Raw genomic sequence first — 25,362 nt, 5'->3', positions numbered from 1 at the left:
CTATCTGGTAAACCGGATAGCCTTTTTTGTTTAATGTAAAAATTGCATAGAATGTTTTTAAATAACACAATTTGACAATTCACAAAAACAAGTCTGTTAAAAATTGTTTAATTTAGGTAGTCTCATTATTGACAATAATTATAAAAAATAAAGTATGGCTTTTGATATAGACATGATTAAAAAGGTTTATGCAAACTTTGGCAGCCGCGTTGAGGCTGCGCGTAAAGTGGTTGGCAGGCCTTTAACATTATCTGAAAAAATATTGTATACACACCTTTGGGATGGAGATCCTAAAACGGCGTTTAAACGTGGCTCTGACTACGTAGATTTTGCACCAGATCGGGTTGCGATGCAGGATGCAACAGCTCAAATGGCATTATTGCAATTTATGCAGGCTGGTCGCCCGCAAGTGGCTGTACCTTCTACAGTTCATTGCGATCACTTAATTACGGCTAAAGAAGGTGCTGCAATAGATTTACCTCATGCTAAAACCGAAAGTGCCGAAGTTTTTGATTTCTTATCTTCTGTATCGAACAAATACGGTATCGGTTTCTGGAAACCAGGTGCTGGTATTATTCACCAGGTAGTTTTAGAGAATTATGCTTTTCCAGGTGGAATGATGATCGGAACCGACTCGCACACCGTAAATGCGGGTGGCTTGGGTATGGTTGCTATTGGAGTTGGTGGTGCTGATGCCTGCGATGTAATGGCGGGTTTACCTTGGGAGCTTAAATTCCCTAAGTTAATCGGTGTTAAGTTAACAGGAAAATTAAACGGCTGGACTGCCGCTAAAGATGTAATTCTTAAAGTTGCGGGTATCCTTACCGTAAAAGGTGGTACAGGTGCAATTGTAGAATATTTTGGCGATGGCGCCACCTCAATGAGCTGTACGGGTAAAGGCACCATTTGTAACATGGGCGCTGAAATTGGTGCAACCACTTCTACTTTTGGTTATGACGAAAGTATGGAACGTTATTTACGCGCAACGGGTAGAAATGAAGTTGCTGATGAAGCAAATAAAATAAAGGAATATTTAACTGGCGATGCTGAAGTTTATGCTGACCCGGAAAACTATTTCGATCAGGTTATTGAGATCGATTTGGATACTTTAGAGCCATACCTAAATGGCCCTTTTACACCAGATTTAGCTACTCCTGTTTCGCAGATGAAAGTGGAGGCAGAGAAAAACGGCTGGCCTTTAAAAGTAGAATGGGGATTGATCGGTTCTTGTACCAATTCTTCTTACGAGGATTTATCAAGAGCGGCATCTATCGCAAACCAGGCTATTGCAAAAGGTTTGGTAACCAAATCGGCTTTCGGTATCAACCCAGGATCTGAACAGGTACGTTATACTGCAGACCGTGATGGTTTCCTAAAAACTTTCGAAGATTTAGACGCAACAATTTTTACCAATGCCTGCGGACCATGTATTGGGATGTGGGACCGTACCGGGGCAGAAAAAGCAGAAAAAAACACGATCGTACACTCGTTTAACAGAAACTTTGCTAAACGCGCAGATGGGAACCCTAATACTTTCGCTTTCGTGGCTTCGCCAGAAATGGTTGCTGCAATTGCAATTTCAGGTAATTTAGGCTTTAATCCATTAACCGATACTTTAACAAACGATAAAGGCGAACAGGTTAAATTGGATCCACCTACAGGTTTTGAACTGCCAACAAAAGGTTTCGCTGTAGAAGATGCAGGTTATCAGGCTCCGGCAGCTGATGGTTCATCCGTTCAGGTTTTGGTTTCTCCAACTTCACACCGTTTACAATTGTTAGATCCATTTACCCCTTGGGAAGGTACCGACTTAAAAGGTTTAAAACTTTTAATCAAAGCCAAAGGTAAATGTACAACAGATCATATCTCAATGGCTGGCCCATGGTTAAAATTCCGTGGTCACTTAGATAACATTTCTAACAACATGCTCATTGGGGCGGTTAACTATTTCAACGATAAAACCGATAACGTTAAAAATGAATTAACTGGTGAATATGGCCCGGTTCCTGCAACGCAACGCGATTATAAAGCCGCTGGCTTAGGATCTATTGTTGTTGGGGACGAAAACTATGGCGAAGGTTCATCACGCGAACATGCCGCTATGGAACCTCGACACTTAGGTGTTCGTGCTGTATTGGTAAAATCTTTTGCCCGTATCCACGAAACTAACCTGAAGAAACAAGGTATGTTAGGTTTAACCTTTGCAGATAAAGATGATTATGATAAAATCTTAGAGGATGATACCATCGATATCGTAGGCTTAACAGAGTTCGCTCCAGATAAACCATTAACATTAGTATTACACCATGCTGATGGCACCCAGGAGCAATTCCCGGTTAACCACAGTTATAACGATCAACAAATCGAGTGGTTTAAAGCTGGTGGTGCACTAAATATTATTCGGGCTGAAGCAGCGGCTAAGGCAGCGCTTTAGTAGACTGAAGTCCGAAGTCCGGAATCGGAAGTTCGAGATTTGGATGACATTGTATCAATCCCGTTTTGTTGAATCAGAACGGGATTTTTTGTTTTCAGATAATTTTAAGTTTTCTTTCTTTTTTTGGAAAGCAATTGCAGTAGGTCTTATGTTGGGGCTAGTCCCGCTAATGCTGCTGCTGGTTGAAGGAACCAGCATTCGCGTATATCGGGTTTAGATGGCAGAGACAGCGGTGCTTTTCACACAAAGATTCCCTGGATGCCATGAGGGAGATTTTGCCTTCCTTGCAGGAAATGAGTTTTCTAGCCCCAGGCGCAGCGGCATCCCTGAAGCGCAGCGTAAGGATATAGCGAAGCATGGGAACAAACTTTAATAGCTGCTACTGGCCTTGCGCTTCAAAAGATGCAATCAGTAATTTTCTTTTTTTTGGAAAGCTTTGCAGTAATTCTTAGCTTGGGGTTAGTCCCCGCTAATGCTGCTGCTGGTTGGAGGAACCAGCATTCGCGTATATCGGGTTTAGATGGCAGAGACAGCGGTGCTTTTCACACAAAGATTCCCTGGATGCCATGAGGGAGATTTTGCCTTCCTTGCAGAAAATGAGCATTCTAGCTCCAGGCGCAGCGGCATCCCTGAAGCGCAGCGTAAGGATATAGCGAAGCATGGGAACAAACCTTAATAGCTGTTACAGATCCTGCGCTTCAAAAAACAAAGACTCATTTTGTTAATTTTTGTTTGAGAATTAAGGCTACATGATGCTCACAACTTCGATAATTCCATTATCAGGCATAGGCATTTTATAACAGGACATCTCTTTAAAACCTCCACTACAAGCAGTTATCTTAACATATTTAATAGATACCGTTGCCTGGTTCGCGAATGAATTTGTTTTATCAATATTACAAACCCGATATAATTTAGCTCCTTCAGTTTGTATATATGTCCCTACGCAATCGCGAATTATTTTTGCTTTTGTATCTAAAACGCCTTCAACTTTTTCTCTTTTTTTACAGCCGAGTCCAATAATCAATAAACAGGCAATTGCAAGTTGTATTCTTTTCATCTATCTAATTGCTAATAACACGTTACTTAAACGCAATAATTAACAGTAACGCTACAATCATTCAAACTCATAACCGCAATCGTAGCAGTGGTGACATTTATTGGCCTTAATGGGCGTAGTTAGGGTTAAAAAGGCAAGTATGGTGGCCCAAATACTGTATTTTTTATCGGTAGCCATTCCATAACCCACATTGGTAGAGCCACATTTCTCGCAAACTATTTGACCTTCCGCTGATTCTTCTTCATCAACAATTTCATCTGATGATTCAAAAGCCAAACTATTGTCTTCAGCTAATAAAGCATTAATGGCCGCTACATCTCTTTCAAAAACAATGAGTTTTACACCGCCAATGGCCTGATTGTAAAGTGGATTTAAGGTTGCAACATTTTCATCCGCCAGGAAACAGGCAAATCCACTATCTTCCAATTTAGCTTTAATAATATTGGCCTCCATCGGATTGTAATAAGTGCTGTAAACTACTGTTCTATCATTCATCAACCAAACTTAAGAATTTGTTTAATAATGAAGAAAAAAACAGCCATATATCAACTAACTTTTTAGGAAATTTTGCCACCAATAGCCCGAATCTTTAATGCTGCGCTCCTGTGTTTTAAAATCGTTATAAATCAATCCAAAGCGGGCAGTAAATCCTTCAGCCCATTCAAAATTATCCATTAATGTCCAAGCCATATAACCAGTTACGTTTACACCTTCCTTTTTGAGCTTCAACAGTGCATTTAAATAAAGTTTGAAATACTCGATCCGCTCAGGGTCTTCTACCCTACCGTTGATCAATTTATCATGATAAGCAGCACCATTTTCCGTGATTATGATATTTTTGACATTTGGGTAAGCAGCAAACTGTTTCACGATATTATAGAAACTATCAGCATTTACCTCCCATCCCATTGCGGTATGAGGTTTTTTTCTGCTCTTGGCTTTTACCTCCCAGGCCTGAATAACCGGAATAAAGGCATTATACTTAACCACCAAAGGGAAATAGTTCTGAAGACCAATAAAGTCAAAATCAAATTTCATCCGTTCGTGAAGCCGCCAGGTACCATATTCGATCTGAAATTTTTCTAACACATCCCAATTGGCAGTGGGAAACCCCATGCCCTGTGTAGGTTCTACAAAAAGGCGGTTCATTAGGCAATCTACCCGTTTTGCAGCAAGGATATCGCTATCACTCTGGGTACTTGGGATTACTTCCGAACAAGAAAAAGTAGTTCCGATATTAGCCTTGCTAATTTCTGCGCGTAAAATCTTGCCCCCATCTGCCTGGGCCAGTGCAGTATGTAATACCGCTGAAAAGAAATTACCTAATCCTGTTTTCCCTGGGGCATGAACGCCTAACATATAGCCCAAAGAAGTATAACCGAAAGGTTCATTCAACACAATCCAGTTTTTCACTTTATCGCCATATTCTAAGGCACAGATACTCACAAAAGCATTAAAAGCAGCATTGATGCTAAAGCTTGTCCAGCCGCCCTCATCTTCTAAAGCCTGCGGCAAATCCCAATGGTAAAGCGTGATGTAAGGTGTTATTCCATGGGTTAAACATTCATCGATAAGATTGTGATAAAAACGGATGCCTTCCTGATTAATCTCTCCCCTACCTGCAGGTAAAATGCGCGACCAGGCAATAGAAAACCTAAACACTTTAAAGCCAAGCAGTTTAACTAAAGCTATATCTTCAGCATAGCGGTGATAAAAATCGCAAGCAGGATCTAATTTGTGATTCTTTTTTATTTTTCCATTTTTCGCCGTAAAGGTGTCCCAAATGGAAGGACCTTTACCGTACTGGGTAGCTGTACCTTCTATTTGAGCAGCAGCAGTAGCCACGCCCCATAAAAAATTTTGGCCAAAATCACTTGCATTAATCATTCGCTATCAATTAATTGCCATAAGTTGCAAGTTTAATATTAACAAATCATTAACAAGGAATAGAAAAGACTTTTTACCTACATTTTACTTGTTAGTGCTCTTAATGGCAGATACACGACCTGATACGATACCCAAATCAGTACCTTTGAAAGGAACGCTTTTATTATTGCTTAATCCTGCGGGATCAGTCAGATGGTAACATCCGACTGCACATTTTTGGCATGACATCAGCTATTACGATCTGACATCCTATCTAAATTAGCGATACCATTTAGTTAATTCAATTCATTGATCGAGCAACTACGGTGCTTTAACCACGGTAGTATCCTGCGCTATCATTGGTACTTTATAGTTTCCGGTATCTAAACTTACTTTAGGCAATAATTTTTTTATACTGGCTAAATCTACTTTACCTATCCCGGTATGATATACATACAGAAATTTTAAATTTTTCAGTTTCTTTAATTGATTAATCCCTTTTGCAGTAATTTTTGTCCCGACAAGACTCAATGATTGTAACTGATCTAAATCTTTCAGCGATGCTAAACCTGCATCTGTGATCTGGGTATTATTTAGGTTTAACCTGGTTAAGTTTTTGCAATCTTTTATTGCAGTTAAGGTTTGATCGTTTATTTTATTGTTTTCTAACTTAAGCCAAAGGAGCTGTTTTTCGATTGATTTTATCAGGTCCAAAACATCTTTACCCATCGATTGTGCATTGATAAAATTGGCCGAAAGGTAATTGGTATGCTGGGCAACCGGGAATACGGTAATCCCTGCATCGGTAAATTTTTTCAATACTTTATTATCAACTGCCGATACCTCTTCAGTTGGAATATCACTGGCTTTGATTTGCTCGGCCCCGCTTTCGCCTTTCTGTAGGCTGGCTAAAATTGTTTTTATATTTTCTGGCTGGGGAAGGTCTTTAAATTTCTTTTTAAAATCGGCGCCATTATCAATCCACCATTTTAATAAGGCAATCTCATTGTTAGTGAGTTGAGGTTTTTCTTTAGGTGCCATGTGGTCTTCATCATTCAACGGCAATAAAACCCGCTTCATCAGCTCACTATCATCAGCTTTACCCTTTACTATGGTGCGTCCATCTTTTCCACCTTTTAAAATATATTCTTCTTGGTCTAACCTTAGCTTGCCTTTCTGCTTTTCGCTGCCATGGCAACTATAACACCTGTTCTGAAAAAGTGGTTGAATAGCATTTTGGTAAACAAAGGCTTCCTGAACATTTGGAATTGGTGGTATGGCTGCACCACCTTTTGTACTGCCCGATTTTAACGGCGCGGTTAAATAATCAGAACCGTGGGTTAAAGAACCTCCTAAATGCCCTGTAATGGAAATGAGCACGATGAGAACCACCGCTATTGTACCCAGTATGGCATTTGATTTAACCTTTTGGTAAATAATCCACAATATAAAAGATATAACAGCAACACTGATTCCCATCCATTGATGATTACTCACGAGTTTTCCATCATAGTCGCCACCATTGGCCAATAAATAGCCAGTAATGCAAGATACTGCAGCACTTAACGCACCTAGAAGCAGCATAACAGGAATGGCTGGTTTTAGGTTGATAAACTTTGCAACAAATGATAAGAGAATACAAATACAGCCAAGTAACAAAATTCCGATAGGAAGGTGGACAAAAACTGGGTGAAAGCGGCCGAAAAACTCTAACATCTTATTGATATCTCTTTCTTAATAAATTCATCATGTAAACATTTATTGCCCATTGATCGGCAAGGGGTTGGCGCGTATAAGGCAGGGTAGGCATATAATCAGCCGGGCCAAATTCGGTAAGAATGGTCATACGCTCGCCGTTTTTCTTTTTGCGTTCTATAATTTTATCCCACCAGGCCAGGTGTGCTTCTACCACTTTTGCCCATTCTGGTGCCCGTGGATCGTTTACCTGTGGTCCTTCGGGGTGCCCAACCCGCGAGTGGATATGTTCTGCCTTTTCTAAAATAAAATCGATGGTCTGTTTCTGGTCAGATAATAAACTTTCGTGCACATTGCACCAATGCGAAATATCTAAAGTGAATTTCAATTCTGGATTTTTCTCCGCAAAATTTTTAGCAACATGTGCAGCAAACATCATACGGCTACGATGCGTTTCGTGATAAACCGGTATGCCCGACGATTTGCTCTTGGCCGTTGCGTAATCGATAATCTGTTTATTTTCTTCGTAAGTGAAATAATCTTTTCCAGAATGGCAATTAATGTAAACCGGTTTTTGATAAGTATTGGCACAAATGGTATCTAAACTTTTTTTGAAAGAAGCGAAGTGCTCAGTTATGTTCGACTGCGATCCAGCGCATAAAAACCCGATTTCCAGTTTATATTTCTTAACCGCATCAAAAAGTTCTTTTATCGCTTTGTCCTCACCAGGCCACCATACTTCAATGCCTTCATATCCTTCTTTTTTGGCTGCTGCGCAAAACTCATCTCTTGTACCTCCAAAACCCCAATCAGTTTGCATAAATAATAGTTCGTAGCCAGCTTTTGCTTTTGTATTTTTAAGTTCGTTGGCGCTCATGTTTTGAATGGGGGCTAAAATTGATGCTGCCGTTACAACAGCTGTATTTTGTAAGAATTTCCTTCTGGTTTGGTTCATTGGTTCACTTGTTGTTGGTTCATTTGTAGATTCGTCATTCGGTTAATCGGTTAATAGACTGTGGACTCATGACTTCCGACTCCTGACTTAAGCTACAATCTCTGAGATCACCTTACCTGCCACATCGGTTAACCTAAATGGCCTCCCCTGAAAAGGATAGGTAAATTGTTCGTGATCGAAGCCCAACTGGTTTAAAATAGTGGCTTGAATATCAAAAGCATCAACTTTTCCACTTACGGCACTATAGCCAATTTCGTCTGTTTCGCCGTGTGTAAATCCTTTTTTTACACCTCCACCGGCCATCCAAATGGTAAATGCTTCTGTATGGTGATCTCTACCTTTAAATGGATTTTGAATACCATTTCTGTTTTCCATCATTGGCGTACGCCCGAATTCACCACCCCAAACAACCAGGGTTTCCTCTAATAAACCACGTTGTTTTAAATCGAGTAATAAAGCGGTAATTGGCCTGTCAATGGTTCTGCATTTATTCTTCAGTCCGATGTTAAGTGAGTTGTTTGGATTATCGCCGTGCGCATCCCATCCCCAATCGAATAACTGCACATAACGTACTCCTTTTTCTACCAGTTTACGGGCAAGCAACACATTATTGGCAAAACATGCTTTACCTGGTTGTGTACCATACATTTCGTGAATGTAGGCTGGTTCATCATTGATGTTCATCACCTCTGGTGCCGATATCTGCATGCGGTAAGCCATTTCATACTGTGCTATCCGCGATAAAATCTCAGGATCGTTATACTCTTGATATTGCTGCTCGTTAGCTTTATTAATGGCTTCGATAGATGCTTTTCTCAAATCCCGGTTCATTCCATCGGGATCTTTTATAAACAATACCGGATCTCCTTCACTTCTACATTGTACACCTTGATAAACAGAGGGTAAGAAGCCACTTCCCCAAACACTTTTTCCGGCATCAGGGAAACTACCCCCACTGGTCAATACTACATATCCCGGTAAATTCTGGTTTTCTGATCCCAAACCGTAGGTTACCCAGCTGCCCATGCTTGGTCTGCCCAATCGCGGTGAACCTGTATGTACCAACAACTGCGCCGGAGCATGGTTAAATTGATCTGTTTTTACAGCTTTCAAAAAGCTTACCTCATCCACCATGGTAGAAAAGTGTGGTAAATTATCACTCACCAAGGCTCCTGATTGGCCATATTTGGCAAAATTAGCCTGTGGACCCAACATTTTAGGTACCCCGGTTATAAAAGCAAATTTTTTCCCGGCAAGTAATGATGGAGGGCAATCCTGACCATCCATTTTCATGAGCTCTGGTTTAAAATCAAACAATTCTAATTGAGACGGAGCACCTGCCATGTGCAAATAAATTACACTTCGGGCCTTGCCTACAAGTGGCGGCGATTTTGGTAATAATGGGTGTGCAGGATCGTAAGCAATCTTTGTTTGTGGACTCGAAAAAAGATTACCGCAGCTACCCAATAACGAACCCATTGCCAAAGCACCCAAACCCATCGCACTTTCTTTTAAAAAATGGCGCCGCGAGTTTAGGCGTGCATTTGCTTCATGTGCTTCTTTAATTAACCTATGTGCGTTTAATTCGTCTCTTGTCATAACTGATCAAATCAATTTTTGGTAACCACTTCATCCAGATTAAGCATTGCATTGGCTACTAGTACCATTGCTGCTTCTTCTGGCTTAAATTTCTTTTGTTTATCGCCCATAAATGCCGATACACTTGCCGAATTTTTTCTAAACTCGCCAAAAGCCTTGGCATACAGGTCTTCGAATACTTTTAACCTATTTTGAGGGATCGTTTTATATAAGATCAATTCATAGCCCTTGGCAATTTTAGATCTGCTGGTACCTCCTCCTACTTTTTCCATGCGTAGCGCCAGTTTTCTTGCCAAATCGATATAAACACTATCATTTAAGGTTACCAGGGCCTGTAGTGGGGTATTGGTTCGGATACGCCGCGGACTACAAACCACTCTCGATGCGCCATCAAAGGCAATAGCTGATGGATATGGGGCTGTTCTTTTCCAATAGGTATAAATTCCCCTGCGGTATTGTTCTTCCCCACCACTGAGCACCCATTTAGCACCATTATAAGGCGAAAACCAAATTCCTTCGGGTTGCCAGGGCATTACGGGTGGTCCGTACATTTTATTACTTAATACCCCGCAAACGGCAAGGCTCTGATCTCTGATTTGCTCAGCACTTAACCTGATCCGCGAACCCCTGGCGTAAAACTTATTAAACAGATCTTTTTCTTTCAGTTCTTCGGTTACCTTACTATCTTGTCTGTAAGTAGCCATCATCACCAGTTCCTTCAACATTTTTTTAACGCTCCAGTTGTATTTGTACATAAACTGATAAGCCATAAAATCCAAAAGTTCCTGATGGGTAGGCGCCATTCCCTGGGTGCCCATATCTTCTAAAGTTTCTACCAAACCGGCTCCGTATAACTGCTCCCATAATCGGTTCACCATTGTTCTCGATACAAGAGGATTTCTTTTATCGGTAAGCCACATGGCTAAACCCATCCGGTTATCAGGTGCGTTTTTAGGCATAGCAAAAGCCAAAGAATTAGGTACACCAACTTTAACTTCTTTGCCTTTCGAAGTCCATGCACCACGCTCAAATACATAGTTTTTGCGCTGCATGCTCAATGGGTTTTCGACCATAATCGGTGTTGTTGGCACCTTTGCATTCATTAAATCAGTAAATCTTTTTTTATTGGCCACATACTCAGGCTTGCCTTTTCCGGGAAACTGCTTGGTAAAATAAAACCAATCGAAGTACACCATAAATTCGTCAGGATTTTTTACCGAAGGATTGGTATACTTTAAATACACATCCTTTAACCCACTTTGCTTTGCAAAATCTATTTCTACATTTTCATAACCTTCAGTTTGGGCGAGTTTCCACGATTTTACAACAGGGCCGTTTGGTGAGCCTAAATGTAAACTCATTGTACCACCAGGTTTGCTGCAGTTGTAGCGGAAAATCAATTGGTCAACATTTTCAAGGTTTACAGATTTTAACCTTGCAGATGAACTATTTTTAAAATAAAGTGCAATGTTATGATTACCGATTACTGAATTTACCAATTCATCGGCCGTTGTAGAGTTTATTGCCGGCTGACCAGTTTTTAAGAATAAATCAACTTCGGCAGCTCTTTCTTTACCTGCAACCGTTTTAACCCAGCTGGTTAAATGATCGAGCTCGTTTTTAAGGCTATCATTAAAATCTTTAAGTAATGGGTATTCTGCAGAAACGTCTTCATCTCTTGTATTATTAAAATACGACATGAATTTATAATACTCATCATGTTTAAAAGGATCGTATGGGTGGCTATGGCATTGTACACAAGAGAAAGTTGTACTCATTAACCCTTCCCAGGTGGCATTTACACGATCTAAAACCGCTGCCGTTCTAAATTCTTCATTATTGGTTCCCCCCTCATCGTTGGTTGGCGTATTTCTGCTAAAAGCCGTAGCAATATATTGGGCATCAGTTGGATTTGGAAATAAATCACCGGCAATCTGATCGGTAATAAATCGATCATATGGCATATCGCGGTTAAAGGCTTTAATCACCCAGTCGCGATAACTCCAGATATTTCGGTTAGGATCACTCTCGTAGCCTTTAGTATCGGCATAACGTGCTATATCCAGCCACATCGATGCCCAGCGCTCGCCAAATTTAGGCGAAGCCAGCAAACTATCAACCAGCACATTGTAGGCTGCCTGTTCGTCTTTACTGTTCAAATAGAATTTGGCCAGCTTATCAGATGGGTAAGTACCGATCAGATCTAAACTTACTCTTCTTAATAGGGTAGCCTTATCAGCAGTTTTAGATGGCTCAAGTTTATTTTCCTCAAGTTTTGCAAAAATAAATTTATCCAGATCGTTGCGTATCCAATCATTATCCACATCTGGCAATTCAGTCGGTTTTACACTAACATAAGCCCAATGGTTGCCCCATTTTGCACCTTGTTTTATCCAGCCACTCAAAATGTCAATTTCATCATTATTTAAAGCGGGGTGCTTATATGGCATCCTTTCTTCAGGATCGTTTGATTTTAAGCGTTTGATAAATTCGCTATCCTCCGGATTGCCTGGAATAATTGCCGGTTTGCCGCTTTTAGTTTTAGCCAAAGCCTCTTCCCTAAACAATACGCTAAAACCGCCTTGCTGTTTAACCCCTCCGTGACAGGAGATACATTTTTTATTTAAAATGGGCTTAACCTGCGTGTTAAAATCGATCGGTTTCTCCGACGAAAAAAGCGAAAAGGCTATTAAGGTAATCACAACCAGTACGAAGCCTGATGCAAATAATATTTTCTTTTTCAATAACATTTTGGTTAGAATAAATTTAAGCTAATTTTTAGGCTTCTTAACTGTATACAAAGTTAAATTAAGCTAAACATTTATCAAAAATTACAATAGAGGCGGCTATTAGACTAAATCGCTAAGATTTCGCTCCCTTTAAACCAAAGATCAATAAAAAAATAAAACACAAAAATGTATTAACTTGCTCAAAAAATGGATTATCTTACTTTTTATCAAGAATCACAATGGAGAAACGCCAAGTAGGACAGAAAAATAGTTTTGATTTTCAAAAAGCCTTTATCATCCCCAGGAATGTACTTATAAAACAGTGCACTAAAAATGAAATCATAAACAATTTATTTATTACCGATATTGGTTATTACCGTAAGGCATTGAATCACTATATAAAAAGAAATAATGGTTCAGAACAGCATATTTTGATTTATTGCATAGAAGGAAAAGGAAACGTAGAATTTCAGGATACCAATTATCATATTGAAGCCGGTAATTTCATTATTATCCCAAAAGAAATAGCACATACTTACCAAGCTGACCCAGCGTTACCATGGACTATTTATTGGTTCCATTTTTCCGGAACCGGTGCTGATCAACTGGTTGCTTCGTTACAGAATTATAAGGCTTATGCGGGTTTTAGTGAAGAACGGAACATGTTGTTCGACACGATTTACAACCGACTGGAAAGAGGTTTTAGTAGAGAAAATATAATTTATGCCAATTTATGTTTCCACCAATACATTGCTGAAGTTGTTTATACCGATAAACATCTCGTTAACGATAAAATTATGGAACCTGATAAAGTTGAAGAGGTTATAGATTTTATGCGGAAAAACATTGAAAAGATGCTTAGTTTAAAGGAAATGGCACTGGCTGTCTACCTTTCACCTTCCTATTTATCGGCCATTTTTAAAAAGAAAACCGGAACCTCACCGATCGATTATTTTAACCAGCTCAAAATTCAGAAAACCACACAATATTTACTGTTCACCAACCTGCGGATTAACGAAATTGCACAAAAAGTCGGCATTAACGATCCTTACTATTTTAGCCGGCTCTTTTCAAGCATCATGGGCATTTCGCCGAAACAATACCGCGATAATAGGTTTAACTGATGTTTTTTATTGGCAGACAGATGTTCGATGTACAGTCGGATGGTAACATCTGACAGCACATTAATCCAAGGTTAAGCCAATTTCCTTCAGCAAAATAGCTGCGTTAAAAGTCTTGCACGGTCCGTGTTTTAGTAAATAATCAAATTTCATTTCACCTTCGGTGATCTGGATATCGAAATGGAAATTACGAACGGTTTCGGGGTGATCGATAATCAGATCTGCCAGTTGTAAATCGTGTGTAGCAAAAAGTGCAGGTGTTTTTTCGGTAATCAGCTTTTGTATAAAAACCTTCGAGCCCAAATATTTATCCCTACTGTTTGTACCCCGCAGCATTTCGTCAATCAATACAAAAGTATCTTTGTCTTTAACTACATTATCTAAAATCATTTTCAGGCGGTTTAACTCTGCCTTAAAAGTAGAGGTGCTTTCGTTCAGCGAATCTTTAATCCGCATATAAGTATTGATCGAAAAAACCGATAATTGCATGGTTTTGGCACAAACCGGTGCACCAGTATAAGCCAATATCATATTAATACCCAAAGTACGTAGAAAAGTGCTTTTGCCGGCCATGTTAGAACCCGTTACAATATCTACAGTTGGTTTGGTTTCTAAATGAAAATCATTATCCACCCGAACCTGCTCGTTAATAAGCGGATGGCCAATATGAGTGGTGGCTAATGCAAATTGATCTGCTACCACTGGAAAAACCCAATCTGGCTGATTATAGGCTGTTGTGGCCAATGAAATCAGTTCTTCAAAATCGCCTAAATGGTCAAGGGCCGAAATCACATCCTCGGATGATGATTTGTACCAAATATCTAAACTGATGCAGCACTTTAAATCCCAAAGCAAAAGTGCGTTCAATATACCGCCAACCAGGATATTCAGCCTGGCATCAAAATTCTGGATAATTTTGGATAAGCCTTTAATTTCTTTGCTTACCGGGATTTTTGAATCTAATAAACCTAAGGTATACGAACTTTTCCAGTTTTGATTCTCTGTCCATAAAATAGCACTGGCATAACCGTTTAACAGACTCGAACTTCCGCCAAAAGTGTAAAAAACCTTGTTAATTTTTGAGCCTAATAAAACGTTCCACCCTGTATGTATTACAAATAGAAGTGCCAGTATTTTCCAAAAAGCAGCGCTGATAAGAAGTGCCGCCAAAATTAAACCAACAGAAATATAAGGTACCAGCTTGACGTAAAACCTCAAAAAACTGCCCTTTACAAATTCCAATTGTGCGCCCAATTGGTGCTTAAGCTGTATTTTAATCTGCTCTATTTTATCTGGGTCGTAACCATGCAGATTAGCCCTGAAACTATAAGTTTCTGCTATCTTATCTGTTATTTCTTTTATGGCTTCCTGACGGAGTAATATCTTATCTCTGGTCGGTTTTTCTGCGAAATTTTTAGCCAGGAGGTTATTTCCGCTTTTGGTACTACAACGGTTGATCAGTGCAAACAGCGATGCACTTCCAAAAATATCAAGGTCGGAAGTATAGGGATGCAGTTCAGATTCGAAAGCCTTACCATGATCATAGCCATTCGCTGTTCCGTTTAAAACATTCCATTCATTCTGATAAACCCATAAGAGTTGCTTTTTAAAATCGATTTCGCGGTCTAGCTTACTTTGCCTGCGCACAATAAAGGCAAAGGCAATAATCGGCACCAATAATGCAAGCTGAATTAATGTGCGTAATCCATCATCTGCAGAACGTAACAGTAGAATAAAGAATAAAATTTCGGCCAGGAACAGGCCTATCCGGATGAAAGAAAGTTGATCGATTATTTTTTTGGTCTCTGCTATATCAGCAGTAACCTGCTTAATTTTTTGATCGTAATCGGCTATTATTTCTACTTGTTGTTTTAACATGATATCGCTTCGGTGTATATATTTTCGAAGGTATAAGATCGATAGATTGTCTTTTTTGTTACAATTTTCTCTAAGTTTGAATCTCGAAATTCTAAAGATAGGCAAAATATTAAATGAAGATTACACTGATCGCCATTGGCAAAACAGAAGATAAATATCTAATTGAAGGAATTGATAAATACATCAACCGTTTAAAGCACTATATTAACTTTAGTTTTGTGGCTTTGCCAGATGTAAAGAATGTTAAAAACCTAAGCGAGGCCCAGCAAAAGGCAAAAGAAGCAGAGTTGCTGCATAAACAAATTAACAATGGCGATGTTGTTATTTTATTGGATGAAAAAGGAAAAAAATATTCATCCGTAGAATTTTCAAACTACTTAAATAAACAGATGGTTGGTAGCGTGCAGCATTTAATTTTTATTATTGGCGGCCCTTATGGATTTGATGAAACCATTTACAAAAGGGCAAACGGGTTAATTTCGCTGTCTGACATGACCTTTTCTCACCAAATGATCAGATTGTTTTTTGTAGAGCAGCTTTACCGGGGATTTAGCATTTTAAAAGGAGAACCTTATCATCACGCTTAGAACAATGCCATTAAGTTAAGGGTTTTAACCACAGATGCACACAGATAAACACGGATTTTATATCTGTGTGCATCCTTTTTATCTGTGGTTAAATTATGTTTACCTCGGGCATATTATATAATGACATCACGCTTAGCAATGACAATGGTTATAGTAAGATGGGAATATGGAAAACGCGAATAAAAATCATCATTAAATAAAAGAAATTATGTTATTAGATAAATATAAACGGGAGTATAGATATAAAAGCAATCAGAATGGCAACAATAAATACCTATGGATCAGCATTATTGCATCATTGGTTATTATAGCTTTGCTTTATTATTTCTTCGATTAAACCCATAAAAAAACACCAGACAAATTGCCTGGTGTTCGCTATAATTTCGGTAAATAAAGCTTAAACGCCTTTTTTACTCGTCATGCTTGCTTTTTTAGCTGGCGCTGAAGTTTTAGTAGTTGCTTTAGCACTTGCTGATGCTTTAGATCCTGTAGCTTTTTGTTTTTTATCTGAAGCTGCTTTTTCTTCTGATAACTTAACCTCTGCTGGTGTACCCGGCGTTTCTGGAGTTTCTTCAGTAAACAATGGCAGGTCTTTTAATAAGTTATACCAAGTGATAATTTTCTTCATATCAGAGGCATAAACTTTCTCTTGATCGTGACCTGGTGCTACTTCAAGAAAGTAAGCACGTAAATCGCCTTTCAAATCCGGAGTAGATCCTTTTGCTGAAATTTTAGCAAAAATATCTGCCAATTTAATTTCCTCATCTTCGCCATACACAGTAATATCTTCTAACGAAGCTAATTTTGTGTTGGTGATGTTGGCAACAACTTTAGTTTTTTGAGCATCTAAGCCTTCTAAAATGTAACCTACTTTATTTTGTCCAACCAGTTTAAATAAACCCGGTCTGCCAGATACGGCAACAATTCCTCTTAAATTCATATTATGTGTGTTTAGCGGTTAGTGTTTGGCGTTTAGCGTTATAACACGCCTGCCACCAAACGCATCGCGTTTTCTAATGTTTTAAAACCTAAATATTGAGCAATTGGTATTAGCGCTAAACGCTTATCGCCAAACGCATTGCGCACTAATCTTCTAAAACTTCTATGTTTAAAATTTTATCACCTTGGCGAATATCATCTACAAGGTCTACATTCTCAACTACTTTACCAAAACAAGTATGATTACGGTCTAAGTGAGCGGTATTTGTTCTGCTATGGCAGATAAAAAACTGTGAACCACCAGTATTGCGGCCAGCGTGAGCCATAGATAAAACACCACGATCGTGATATTGATTTTCTCCGTCCAGTTCGCAGTCAATTTTGTAACCTGGGCCACCAGTACCTGCCAAATGTGCTTTAGCTGGGTCTTTTGAATTTGGGCATCCGCCCTGAACCATAAAGTTAGGAATTACACGGTGAAAAGTTACACCATCATAAAAGCCTTCTTTAGCTAATTTTTTAAAGTTTGCAACGGCTTTCGGCGCATCATTATCGTAGAATTCTACAGTCATTTCGCCTTTTTCTGTTTTTATTATTGCTTTACTCATATCAATATCGGTACTAATTTTAAATTTTATTCACTAAAAAAACAATCGTATTTTTTTAGTAGAGGGCAAAAATAACAAAATTGTATAACTTATAACATCATTAAATTTTTCTATACAGTTTAAATGCGGTATTTTAGTGTTTTAAGCATACCGATTTGATAAAGAAATATTATATCCTGCTCATTTGCCTGCTTTGCTCCTTGGGGCTAAGGGCTTCTTCTTTGTTAATTTACATGGATGAAGACCAAAAGAACCACCTTAAAGCATATGGTATTGCCTATTGGACAATCAGCAAACAACTGGAGGTTGATTGGCTTTTAAACTATCGCGGCGGAAGTTTTTTAATTAAATACAATAAAACAGTTGAAGACGAGCTTAAAATCCGTGGCGTATCTTACGAAGTAATGGCCGATGGAAAGGCAACCAACCTTTTAAACGAAATCAGCGATCCTGCGGTGAATATGGAGATGGTTAAGCTGGAGAAAACACCAAAAATTGCGGTTTACTCTCCAAAAAGCAAATTACCATGGGATGATGCCGTTACACTCGTTTTAACCTACGCCGAAATCCCGTACGATGTAATTTATGATGATGATATTTTACAGGATAAATTGAGCAAATACGATTGGTTACATTTGCACCATGAAGATTTTACCGGCCAGTACGGCCGTTTCTGGGCTAATTTCAGGTACGCAACCTGGTACCAGGAAGATGTAAAAAACCAGGAAACCTTAGCTAAGCGCATGGGATACAAAAAGGTTTCTGAAATGAAATTAGCCGTTGCCAAACACATCAAAGAATATTGTGCTGGTGGAGGCTTTTTGTTTGCAATGTGTTCGGGCACTGATAGTTTCGACATTGCCCTTGCTGCTGATGGGGTAGATATTTGCGCCCAAATGTTTGATGGTGATGCTGCAGACCCAAATGCACAAAGTAAACTGGATTTTAATAAAACCTTGGCCTTCCAGAATTTTAAGTTAGATAACAACCCAATGAACTATGAATTTTCGGATATCGACGCTACTCAAACCCGTACACTGAACCAAACCAACGATTACTTTACTTTATTCGATTTTTCAGCCAAATGGGATCTTGTCCCAACCATGCTTACCCAAGATCATGATAAAGTGATTAAAGGTTTTATGGGGCAAACCACGGCTTTCAGAAAGAGTTTAGTTAAAACAAGTGTGACTGTTTTGGGTGAAAATAAAGGTGCTGCAGAGGTAAGGTATTTACATGGAGAAATTGGCAAAGGCCAGTTTACTTTTTATGGCGGGCACGATCCGGAAGATTATCAACATGCCGTAGGCGATCCGCCAACAGATTTAAATCTACATCCTAATTCACCAGGATACCGCTTGATCTTAAATAATGTTCTTTTCCCCGCAGCGAAAAAGAAACCTCAAAAAACATAATTTTAGCGTAATCGCCTTTTGGCATCTTTTCTTTTAGGGTTAAAAAATTAGTAATTCTACTAGATATTCCTATTATGTAGACAGTAAATCATATCTATCGGCATAACTAATTGCTATCGTAATTATACTGAAACCGCTCAAAAAAGCCCCTGTAAACCAATAGATTACCAAACAAACTGTAACAGACTTGATACTTTGGCACAGCTTTTGGAATTGAGGCTTGTAATTAACAGCAGGTTAAAGCCTGAAATTTTAAACAAGATTCTTCTAAAAGAAAAATATTATGAAAAAGTTATTATTAAGCGCTTCAGTTTTATTATTAGCAACAGGTGCATTTGCACAAACAAAAATGACTAGTGAAACTGCTCGCTTTGGAATAAAAGCTGGTGTTAACCTTTCAAAGGTTCACGCTGGTGGCGATGATGCCGCAGCCAATAATTTTAATGATAATGCAAAAAACAATGTTGGCTTTAATGTGACCGCATTCGGTGATTTCGGTGTAGGAAATAATTTCTTCATTCAACCAGGCGTATCATTACAGAATAAGGGTAATAAATTTGAATCCGTAAGCACAGCAACCGCAGGAAGTAATACCATTACAACCACATCTTCAATTAAAACCAATTTAATGACCATTGAAGTACCTGTAAATGCAGTATTCAGAATTCCTACTGGCGATGCCGGCGCCGTTCAGATCAGTGCTGGTCCGTATATCGGCTTTAACATCTCTGGTAAAGACAAAGGAGAAAACACGGTTACAACAGTGAACAACTCCAACAATACCAGTGCTACCGTTACGACTTCTAATGATAAAGACCTAACATTTGGTAGTGCCAGCGATAAAAACTATAATAGTACCGAATTTGGTGCAAACTTTGGTTTAGCTTATCGCACAAATTCAGGATTTTTAGTAGGTGCCAACTATGGCTTGGGTTTAACAGATTTAACACCTAAAGACAGACAGGCCAATTCTAATAAATTGACCAACCGTGTAATTGGTTTATCTGTAGGTTATTCTTTCTAAGCGAAAGGCCTTAAAAACAAAAGCCTCCCAGATTATTAAATCGGGAGGCTTTTTTATGCTTTATTATTTAGTCGTAAAAGTTCCAGCTTACCCCAAATTTTAATAGGGCATCTTGCATGGGGTACCTGTTTACAGTGTAATAACCCGGTTGGAATAAACCCTGATTTACAAAATCATATTTAACAAAAATATTGGCCCTTTTTAAATTTGCTTTAAAAAAGACATCAATTACTGGTTTTGAAGCCAGGTTTGTTGGATTGCGCTCATCAATATAAAACTGCGCTGTTGCAGGTGAATATAAATAGTTTCCATACTCAGAATTGTACCTTACATCAAATCCTACATTAGCCTTTAATACTTTAAAAAAAGTATTATCAAAATAAATACTGTTATAAGTATAAAGTTCCGGTGTTCTTAACACTGCATTTTTATCTGTTTTTTGATAAGCGATATAATTTTCCATCACAAACTTACCAAACCTCGATTTCTTTGATACATCCAACCTGATTAAGCTAATATCGGCAGTAGCCTGTTTTGGTAAAATTGCAGTTGTACCATTGGTATGGTCGGCAGCAAAATAAACATAGTTACTGGTTAAGAAATATTTGGCTCCGGCAGTAAAACCATACTTATCATTGATATAGTTAAATGATAAATTGGCAATTTTAGTGTTCTTAAAATCGCTGTTTGTCCATTGGTAATGGTTGCCATGATAGTAATTAAAAATAGCCGCTGGCGATTGGTTTTGTACATAAGCACCCAACTCGATTCTTCCTATGGTTTTACCTAAAAGGATTTTACTTTTTGCCTCGTATAAATAATCGCCTGCATTTTCACCTTGCAAAATTTGCTGAACATCTAAATTGAAATCGATATTATTAGAGAACCGATAGCCCGCTGCACCTAAAATGGTAATGTTTTGATGAGCAAACCTACTGCGCTCGTAATTGGTTGCATCTTGTTTTATACCAAAATATTCGTGCTTGTAATAATCATGCCTTACACCTGCATCAACCTTCAGTTCATTTTTAATAACCGAACTATTTTTTGGTCTTAAAAAGAAACTATAAATAAATTCATTTTTAATGTGTTGTACATGGGTCGAATCATTTGTAAATATTGTACTCGCAATTCCGGGAGGCAGTACATGATTAACATCCGTTCCATTTTTGTAAAAATCGAAGCTGTCGTTATTATACTCAAACGTATACGAAACCTTGTTGGTTGGTAAAACAGCATTGTTCACATTTGCAGAGGTATCTATCCTACCTACATAATAGGTTTGCTTTAAGAAAACGGTGTTTTTACGGTACAGATTTCTTGAGTCTGATAAATTTACCGGTTCAGCCTCTCTTGCAATTTTAGTATAATCAGGGTCGAATAAACCTGTAGCTACGGTAGAGCCATTCTCGTAGGCACGCATGGTATTAAAAATTGCTGATGCCCACATATTATAACGTTTGCTTGGCGATTGATACCATGAAAATACAGCAACATTCAAATTATCGCCACGTTGTCTGGCGTAAAAGCCTCTGGAATCGCCACGGTTAAAATTAACCCCAACATTCCAGTTTTTTTTAATATTCTGTGTGTGGATGGCTCTAAAAAGCTGCTCTTTTTGCCCGGCACTAACAAAATACAAGCTGGTAAAAGGGGTCCTGGCCTGATAGTAAATAATATCTTCGGGCGTTAAAGCGTAATAATCGAGCGAATGAAATCCTGCGTCAAAGCCAATCCTTTTACTAGGTTCATACAATAAAGGTCTGGCTGCCAAGCCCATGTTACCATTGTTTATGGTTGGGTGCAAGGGCTGTAAAAGCGGGCTGTAATTCTGGATATTCGTAGTTGAAGTATCTAAAGGCAGCAGTACAATACTGTCTTTAGTTAACGACAGCTTGGTAAACCTGATATATTTTGCGGTAAAAACGACAGAATCCTTCCCCGAGTCTAGTTTCTTCCGAACAGAATCCAATTCTTTGTTGGTACCAACACTTGTTTTTAAATCTTGTGCAAAGGTTTTGTTAATGCCTAACAGCAGTAAGAGAAAAAAACAGATTTTAACGACTTTATGCATCTTATAGTTCAGAAATTAAGCGGGTTAAAATCTCCGTCATTTTAGGCTCGGCTTTGGCGGCTGCTGCTAAAATTTCTTCTAAATTAAAAGGTTGCAGATCTTCCGGAAAACCCTCATCCGTTAACACAGAGATGGCAAAAACAGGTAAACCGGCGTGATTGGCCACAATAACTTCAGGCACAGTACTCATACCAACGGCATCAGCGCCAATCAAACGCAGGTATTTATACTCAGCTTTAGTTTCTAAATTCGGTCCGGAAACGGCAACGTATACCCCTTTATGACAATTAATATCTACATCTTTAGCTATTTCCAGCGCTTTAGCTATGATATCGCGTTTATAGGGTTGGCTCATATCCGGGAAACGGGGGCCTAGTTCACTTTCAATTAAACCACGCAATGGGTTATCTGGCTGCAAATTAATATGATCGTCGATAATCATTAAATCGCCCTTTTTAAACTCAGGATTTAACGAGCCCGCAGCATTAGATACAATTAAGTTTTCTATACCCAAACCTTTCATTACCCTAACCGGGAAGGTGATCTGTTGCATGCTGTAACCTTCATAATAATGTAGGCGCCCTTGCATGGCAATAATTTTCTTTCCGTTCAATGTTCCAAAAATCAGTTTCCCACTATGAAATTCTAAAGTAGAAATTGGAAAATTTGGAATATTAGAATACATCAATTGATGCTCAACTTCGATTTCTTTTACCAAGCCACCCAAGCCAGTACCTAAAATAATACCTATTTCTGGCTTAAAGTTCTCTGTTTTACGTTTTATATATTCAACGGTTTCTTCTATTGCTCTTAACATAGTTTAAAATGAGTTCGTCAAAGGTAATCTTATCTTCTTCAAATAATTCAACCTCTATGGGTAAATAATATACAGGTAAATCTACCAGTAAATCTTCAAATCCGGTAGCTCTTAAACGCTTGCTATCCTTTTCTGTTGTGATAATGATTTTATCTTTTTTAGTCCCTGCCAAAAAAACAGATTTAAACTTCTTAATATCATCATTTTTAAAAGCATAATGATCCCGGAATTCTTCGTGTTTAATGGTTTTGGTATATTTTTCAAGCTCTTCTATTAACGGAGCAGGATTTGCAATTCCGGTGAGCAGGAAAATTTCGAAATCTTTAATCGACTCGAGCGTACGGCTTTCATTATGGTATAAATGAATAAGATCGCCGTACTTGAGATAAGAATGTAATACAGGTTGATTGGCATTTGGTTGCAATTCATTTATAGCAGCCTGCTGGGCAACATGTAACAGGGGAACCGGCGATTTTGTAACCAATAATACATCGGCCCTTTTACGCGAGGAGAAAACATCCCTTAAGTTTCCTGCTGGCAATAAAAACTGCAAAGTACCCAACTTTCTAAATTCGAAAAGCAGAATATTAAAACCTGCCCTTACCGCGCGGTGTTGAAAGGCATCATCAAGAATAACTAAATCGTGATTCTCTTCCAATTGCTTAATCCCATTTAAACGGTCTTCGCAAACAGCAACGGTAACACCTGCAAATTTTTGATGGTACTGTAATGGCTCATCCCCTATCGTTTCGGCTGTCGCAGCGCCATCGGCAACAATAAAACCTTTCGTTTTCCGGCCATACCCCCTACTGAGTATGGCGATTTTATAACCGGCCAGCAACTTCACCAAATATTCTGTTGTTGGTGTTTTGCCCGATCCGCCAACGGCTAAATTGCCTACACAGATTACTGGCAAATCGAACTTTACAGATCGCATCAATCCCCAATCATAAAGTTTTTTACGGAGAAGAATAGCCATTCCATAAATGATCGAAAAAGGAAGCAGTAAAAGGCGTAGATAGTTCAGTAGCATATCGTGGTTTCAAAAATACTGATTATTTAAAAAAGAAAGGCATGGCTAAGCCGATCCCCAATAAAGCAACCCTTAATCAATGAAATGGTTTGTAGGAAGATGATTTAGTCTGGAGTTGAGAGTTTGGCGTTTGGAGTCAATTAACCGGTTTAAACAATAACCCGATGAACGAATGAACAGATAGATTTAAAATTGTTCCAAAATATTTTTATCCGATTTGTAGGTTTCGACAATTATCTCCGGAATCTTTAAGTTATGCTTTTGATAAAGTACTGCCCAAAATTCGGCATTGTTCTTTTTAGGATATTGATAAAAATCCTGTCTAAGTTTTAGGGTAGAATAGTTGTCGCTGTTTTTTAATTCCAGATCAATATTTTCCAGAAAAATCAGTTCCATCTCTGCCGAAGGTTCTCCTTCCGAAAATAAGCCGGCCACTACATTACACTTTAAATACGTAGAAGATAACTTCGACAAACCATTATCGATGGTGTAGTTTTGCCTGTTTATCCAGATCATGCTTTTGTTTATCGTAGCGATATTACTTTCCATTCCTTTAACCAGGTGTTTATCTACCGTGATATAAATCCAGCCATTCTTGCGTTTGTACAATACATTTCTTGCCCTTGTGAAAGAGATCTTGTAACATTTTGTCCCTTCATATTCAACCTGTCCTTCAATTTCGTAATCATTATCTCCGCTGAGCATATTATCGTTAAGATTACTTACAAAATAAGATTTAAGCTCAATTCTTAAATCAACAGCGTAATTAATCTTCACACCTCTTGTTTTTTTGAGCTCCTTAAGCCTTCTTAGTCCCTCAAGCTGTAACCTGATATCGTTTTTATATTCATCGGTACGAAGGTTAAATAATCCTTCGGCATAACTATAATATTTGCCATCCTTTACCATATACTGCCTACACAACAATTTTTCGCTCACCACACCGGTATCGGCAAGGTGCGCGACCGCATTTTTAATTAAGGCAGAAGCAAAATTGGCAGCATAAATATGCACATCGTCCAATTTAGTGTATTTGTCTTTTAGCTTAACTATGAGGTCACTTGTACTGCTTCGCTCATCAACCTTAACCGAATGGCTTTCGTAACCCACCGAACTGAAAGAAAGCGATTGACCTTTATTTAAGGAATCTATTTTAAAGCTGAAGTTTCCTTCAGGATCGCTCAGGGCAATTAATTTCTGCTTATTATAAATCGATACGGATGCGATACCTTTATTGGCTTCGTTAACCACTTGTCCTTTAATAAGCTGTTGCGCCAAGGCGCGCGGGGAGATGAAAAAGCAGCCTATTACGATTGAGATTATGATTTTTGAGTGATATGACATAGGTAGATTTGAGGCTTTATTTAGCTAATATTTGATTATTTAGGTGTAAAATAATTATTCTCTTTAAATAACAAAAATATACTGGATTAAGTTGGGTATTCGGCGCAGGGCGTTCGGGTCGGTTAAGTATTAAACAATGAACTAACAAAAGTTATTCGACCATATTATCTTTTTTTATTATCAT

The 25,362-nt window shown here is 38.6% G+C and carries 20 protein-coding genes; 6 read left to right on the top strand and 14 right to left on the bottom strand.

The features are described from left to right. Positions 1 to 154 precede the first annotated feature (154 nt). Positions 155 to 2,434, top strand: coding sequence for an aconitate hydratase (locus LQ227_RS12745; RefSeq protein WP_230144684.1), 2,280 nt, complete (start codon positions 155 to 157; stop codon positions 2,432 to 2,434). A 745-nt stretch (positions 2,435 to 3,179) separates the two neighbouring features. Here the strand turns inward: LQ227_RS12745 and LQ227_RS12740 are convergent. The 7 genes from LQ227_RS12740 to LQ227_RS12710 form a co-directional block, all read right to left on the bottom strand. Continuing rightward, positions 3,180 to 3,494, bottom strand: coding sequence for a hypothetical protein (locus tag LQ227_RS12740; RefSeq protein ID WP_230144683.1), 315 nt, complete (start codon positions 3,492 to 3,494; stop codon positions 3,180 to 3,182). Between the two features lie 57 nt (positions 3,495 to 3,551). Next, positions 3,552 to 3,989, bottom strand: a complete 438-nt coding sequence (locus LQ227_RS12735; protein ID WP_230149543.1) for a putative signal transducing protein — start codon at positions 3,987 to 3,989, stop codon at positions 3,552 to 3,554. A 54-nt stretch (positions 3,990 to 4,043) separates the two neighbouring features. Further along, positions 4,044 to 5,381 carry a GH1 family beta-glucosidase gene (locus LQ227_RS12730; RefSeq protein WP_230144681.1) on the bottom strand — a complete coding sequence of 446 codons (1,338 nt, stop codon included), beginning with the start codon at positions 5,379 to 5,381 and terminating at the stop codon, positions 4,044 to 4,046. A 300-nt stretch (positions 5,382 to 5,681) separates the two neighbouring features. Continuing rightward, complete coding sequence (locus tag LQ227_RS12725; protein WP_230144680.1) at positions 5,682 to 7,076, bottom strand: c-type cytochrome domain-containing protein; 1,395 nt, start codon at positions 7,074 to 7,076, stop codon at positions 5,682 to 5,684. Position 7,077: 1 nt separating this feature from the next. Further along, positions 7,078 to 8,010: a sugar phosphate isomerase/epimerase gene (locus tag LQ227_RS12720; RefSeq protein ID WP_230144679.1), complete on the bottom strand. Its 933-nt coding sequence runs from the start codon at positions 8,008 to 8,010 to the stop codon at positions 7,078 to 7,080. 87 nt (positions 8,011 to 8,097) lie between these two features. Beyond that, on the bottom strand, positions 8,098 to 9,609 hold the full coding sequence (locus LQ227_RS12715; protein WP_230144678.1) for a DUF1501 domain-containing protein: 1,512 nt from the start codon (positions 9,607 to 9,609) through the stop codon (positions 8,098 to 8,100). Between the two features lie 11 nt (positions 9,610 to 9,620). Then, positions 9,621 to 12,359: a DUF1553 domain-containing protein gene (locus tag LQ227_RS12710; protein ID WP_230149541.1), complete on the bottom strand. Its 2,739-nt coding sequence runs from the start codon at positions 12,357 to 12,359 to the stop codon at positions 9,621 to 9,623. A 218-nt stretch (positions 12,360 to 12,577) separates the two neighbouring features. On the opposite strand from LQ227_RS12710, the gene LQ227_RS12705 reads away from it, so the two are divergent. Next, positions 12,578 to 13,462, top strand: coding sequence for an AraC family transcriptional regulator (locus LQ227_RS12705; RefSeq protein ID WP_230144676.1), 885 nt, complete (start codon positions 12,578 to 12,580; stop codon positions 13,460 to 13,462). A gap of 60 nt (positions 13,463 to 13,522) precedes the next feature. Here LQ227_RS12705 and LQ227_RS12700 read toward each other — a convergent pair whose 3' ends face one another. Then, positions 13,523 to 15,337: a DNA mismatch repair protein MutS gene (locus LQ227_RS12700; protein WP_230149540.1), complete on the bottom strand. Its 1,815-nt coding sequence runs from the start codon at positions 15,335 to 15,337 to the stop codon at positions 13,523 to 13,525. Between the two features lie 113 nt (positions 15,338 to 15,450). On the opposite strand from LQ227_RS12700, the gene rlmH reads away from it, so the two are divergent. Together rlmH and LQ227_RS25580 are read left to right on the top strand one after the other, a co-directional pair. Continuing rightward, positions 15,451 to 15,924, top strand: coding sequence for a 23S rRNA (pseudouridine(1915)-N(3))-methyltransferase RlmH (gene rlmH, locus LQ227_RS12695; RefSeq protein WP_108198206.1), 474 nt, complete (start codon positions 15,451 to 15,453; stop codon positions 15,922 to 15,924). 208 nt (positions 15,925 to 16,132) lie between these two features. Continuing rightward, a complete protein-coding gene (locus tag LQ227_RS25580; protein ID WP_256449212.1) occupies positions 16,133 to 16,261 on the top strand; it encodes a hypothetical protein in 129 nt (42 codons plus the stop codon). A gap of 60 nt (positions 16,262 to 16,321) precedes the next feature. On the opposite strand, the gene LQ227_RS12690 is transcribed toward LQ227_RS25580, so the two are convergent. Both LQ227_RS12690 and LQ227_RS12685 read right to left on the bottom strand, forming a co-directional pair. Further along, positions 16,322 to 16,864 carry a DUF5606 domain-containing protein gene (locus LQ227_RS12690; protein ID WP_057932097.1) on the bottom strand — a complete coding sequence of 181 codons (543 nt, stop codon included), beginning with the start codon at positions 16,862 to 16,864 and terminating at the stop codon, positions 16,322 to 16,324. Between the two features lie 145 nt (positions 16,865 to 17,009). Further along, the gene (locus tag LQ227_RS12685; protein WP_029275450.1) at positions 17,010 to 17,471 is read right to left on the bottom strand and encodes a peptidylprolyl isomerase; all 462 of its coding nucleotides are present in this window, start codon (positions 17,469 to 17,471) and stop codon (positions 17,010 to 17,012) included. A gap of 233 nt (positions 17,472 to 17,704) precedes the next feature. On the opposite strand from LQ227_RS12685, the gene LQ227_RS12680 reads away from it, so the two are divergent. Then, on the top strand, positions 17,705 to 18,886 hold the full coding sequence (locus LQ227_RS12680) for an asparagine synthetase B (protein ID WP_230144815.1): 1,182 nt from the start codon (positions 17,705 to 17,707) through the stop codon (positions 18,884 to 18,886). A gap of 283 nt (positions 18,887 to 19,169) precedes the next feature. After that, positions 19,170 to 19,910 (top strand): outer membrane beta-barrel protein, encoded by a 741-nt coding sequence (locus LQ227_RS12675; RefSeq protein ID WP_230149539.1) that lies wholly within the window; start codon positions 19,170 to 19,172, stop codon positions 19,908 to 19,910. Between the two features lie 67 nt (positions 19,911 to 19,977). On the opposite strand, the gene LQ227_RS12670 is transcribed toward LQ227_RS12675, so the two are convergent. From LQ227_RS12670 to LQ227_RS12655, 4 genes are all read right to left on the bottom strand, one after another. Further along, the gene (locus tag LQ227_RS12670) at positions 19,978 to 21,984 is read right to left on the bottom strand and encodes a putative porin (protein ID WP_230149538.1); all 2,007 of its coding nucleotides are present in this window, start codon (positions 21,982 to 21,984) and stop codon (positions 19,978 to 19,980) included. A 1-nt stretch (position 21,985) separates the two neighbouring features. Beyond that, positions 21,986 to 22,801 carry a purine-nucleoside phosphorylase gene (locus tag LQ227_RS12665; protein ID WP_029275454.1) on the bottom strand — a complete coding sequence of 272 codons (816 nt, stop codon included), beginning with the start codon at positions 22,799 to 22,801 and terminating at the stop codon, positions 21,986 to 21,988. Then, a complete protein-coding gene (gene lpxK / locus LQ227_RS12660) occupies positions 22,773 to 23,834 on the bottom strand; it encodes a tetraacyldisaccharide 4'-kinase (RefSeq protein ID WP_230144672.1) in 1,062 nt (353 codons plus the stop codon). Before lpxK ends, LQ227_RS12665 begins: the two co-directional genes overlap by 29 nt. A 186-nt stretch (positions 23,835 to 24,020) precedes the next feature. Beyond that, positions 24,021 to 25,178 carry a carboxypeptidase-like regulatory domain-containing protein gene (locus LQ227_RS12655; protein ID WP_230149537.1) on the bottom strand — a complete coding sequence of 386 codons (1,158 nt, stop codon included), beginning with the start codon at positions 25,176 to 25,178 and terminating at the stop codon, positions 24,021 to 24,023. Positions 25,179 to 25,362: the final 184 nt, after the last annotated feature.

The sequence above is a fragment of the Pedobacter sp. Bi27 genome, from assembly GCF_918698255.1.
Lineage (GTDB): Bacteria > Bacteroidota > Bacteroidia > Sphingobacteriales > Sphingobacteriaceae > Pedobacter.
This window is presented reverse-complemented; position numbering and strand designations above follow the sequence as displayed.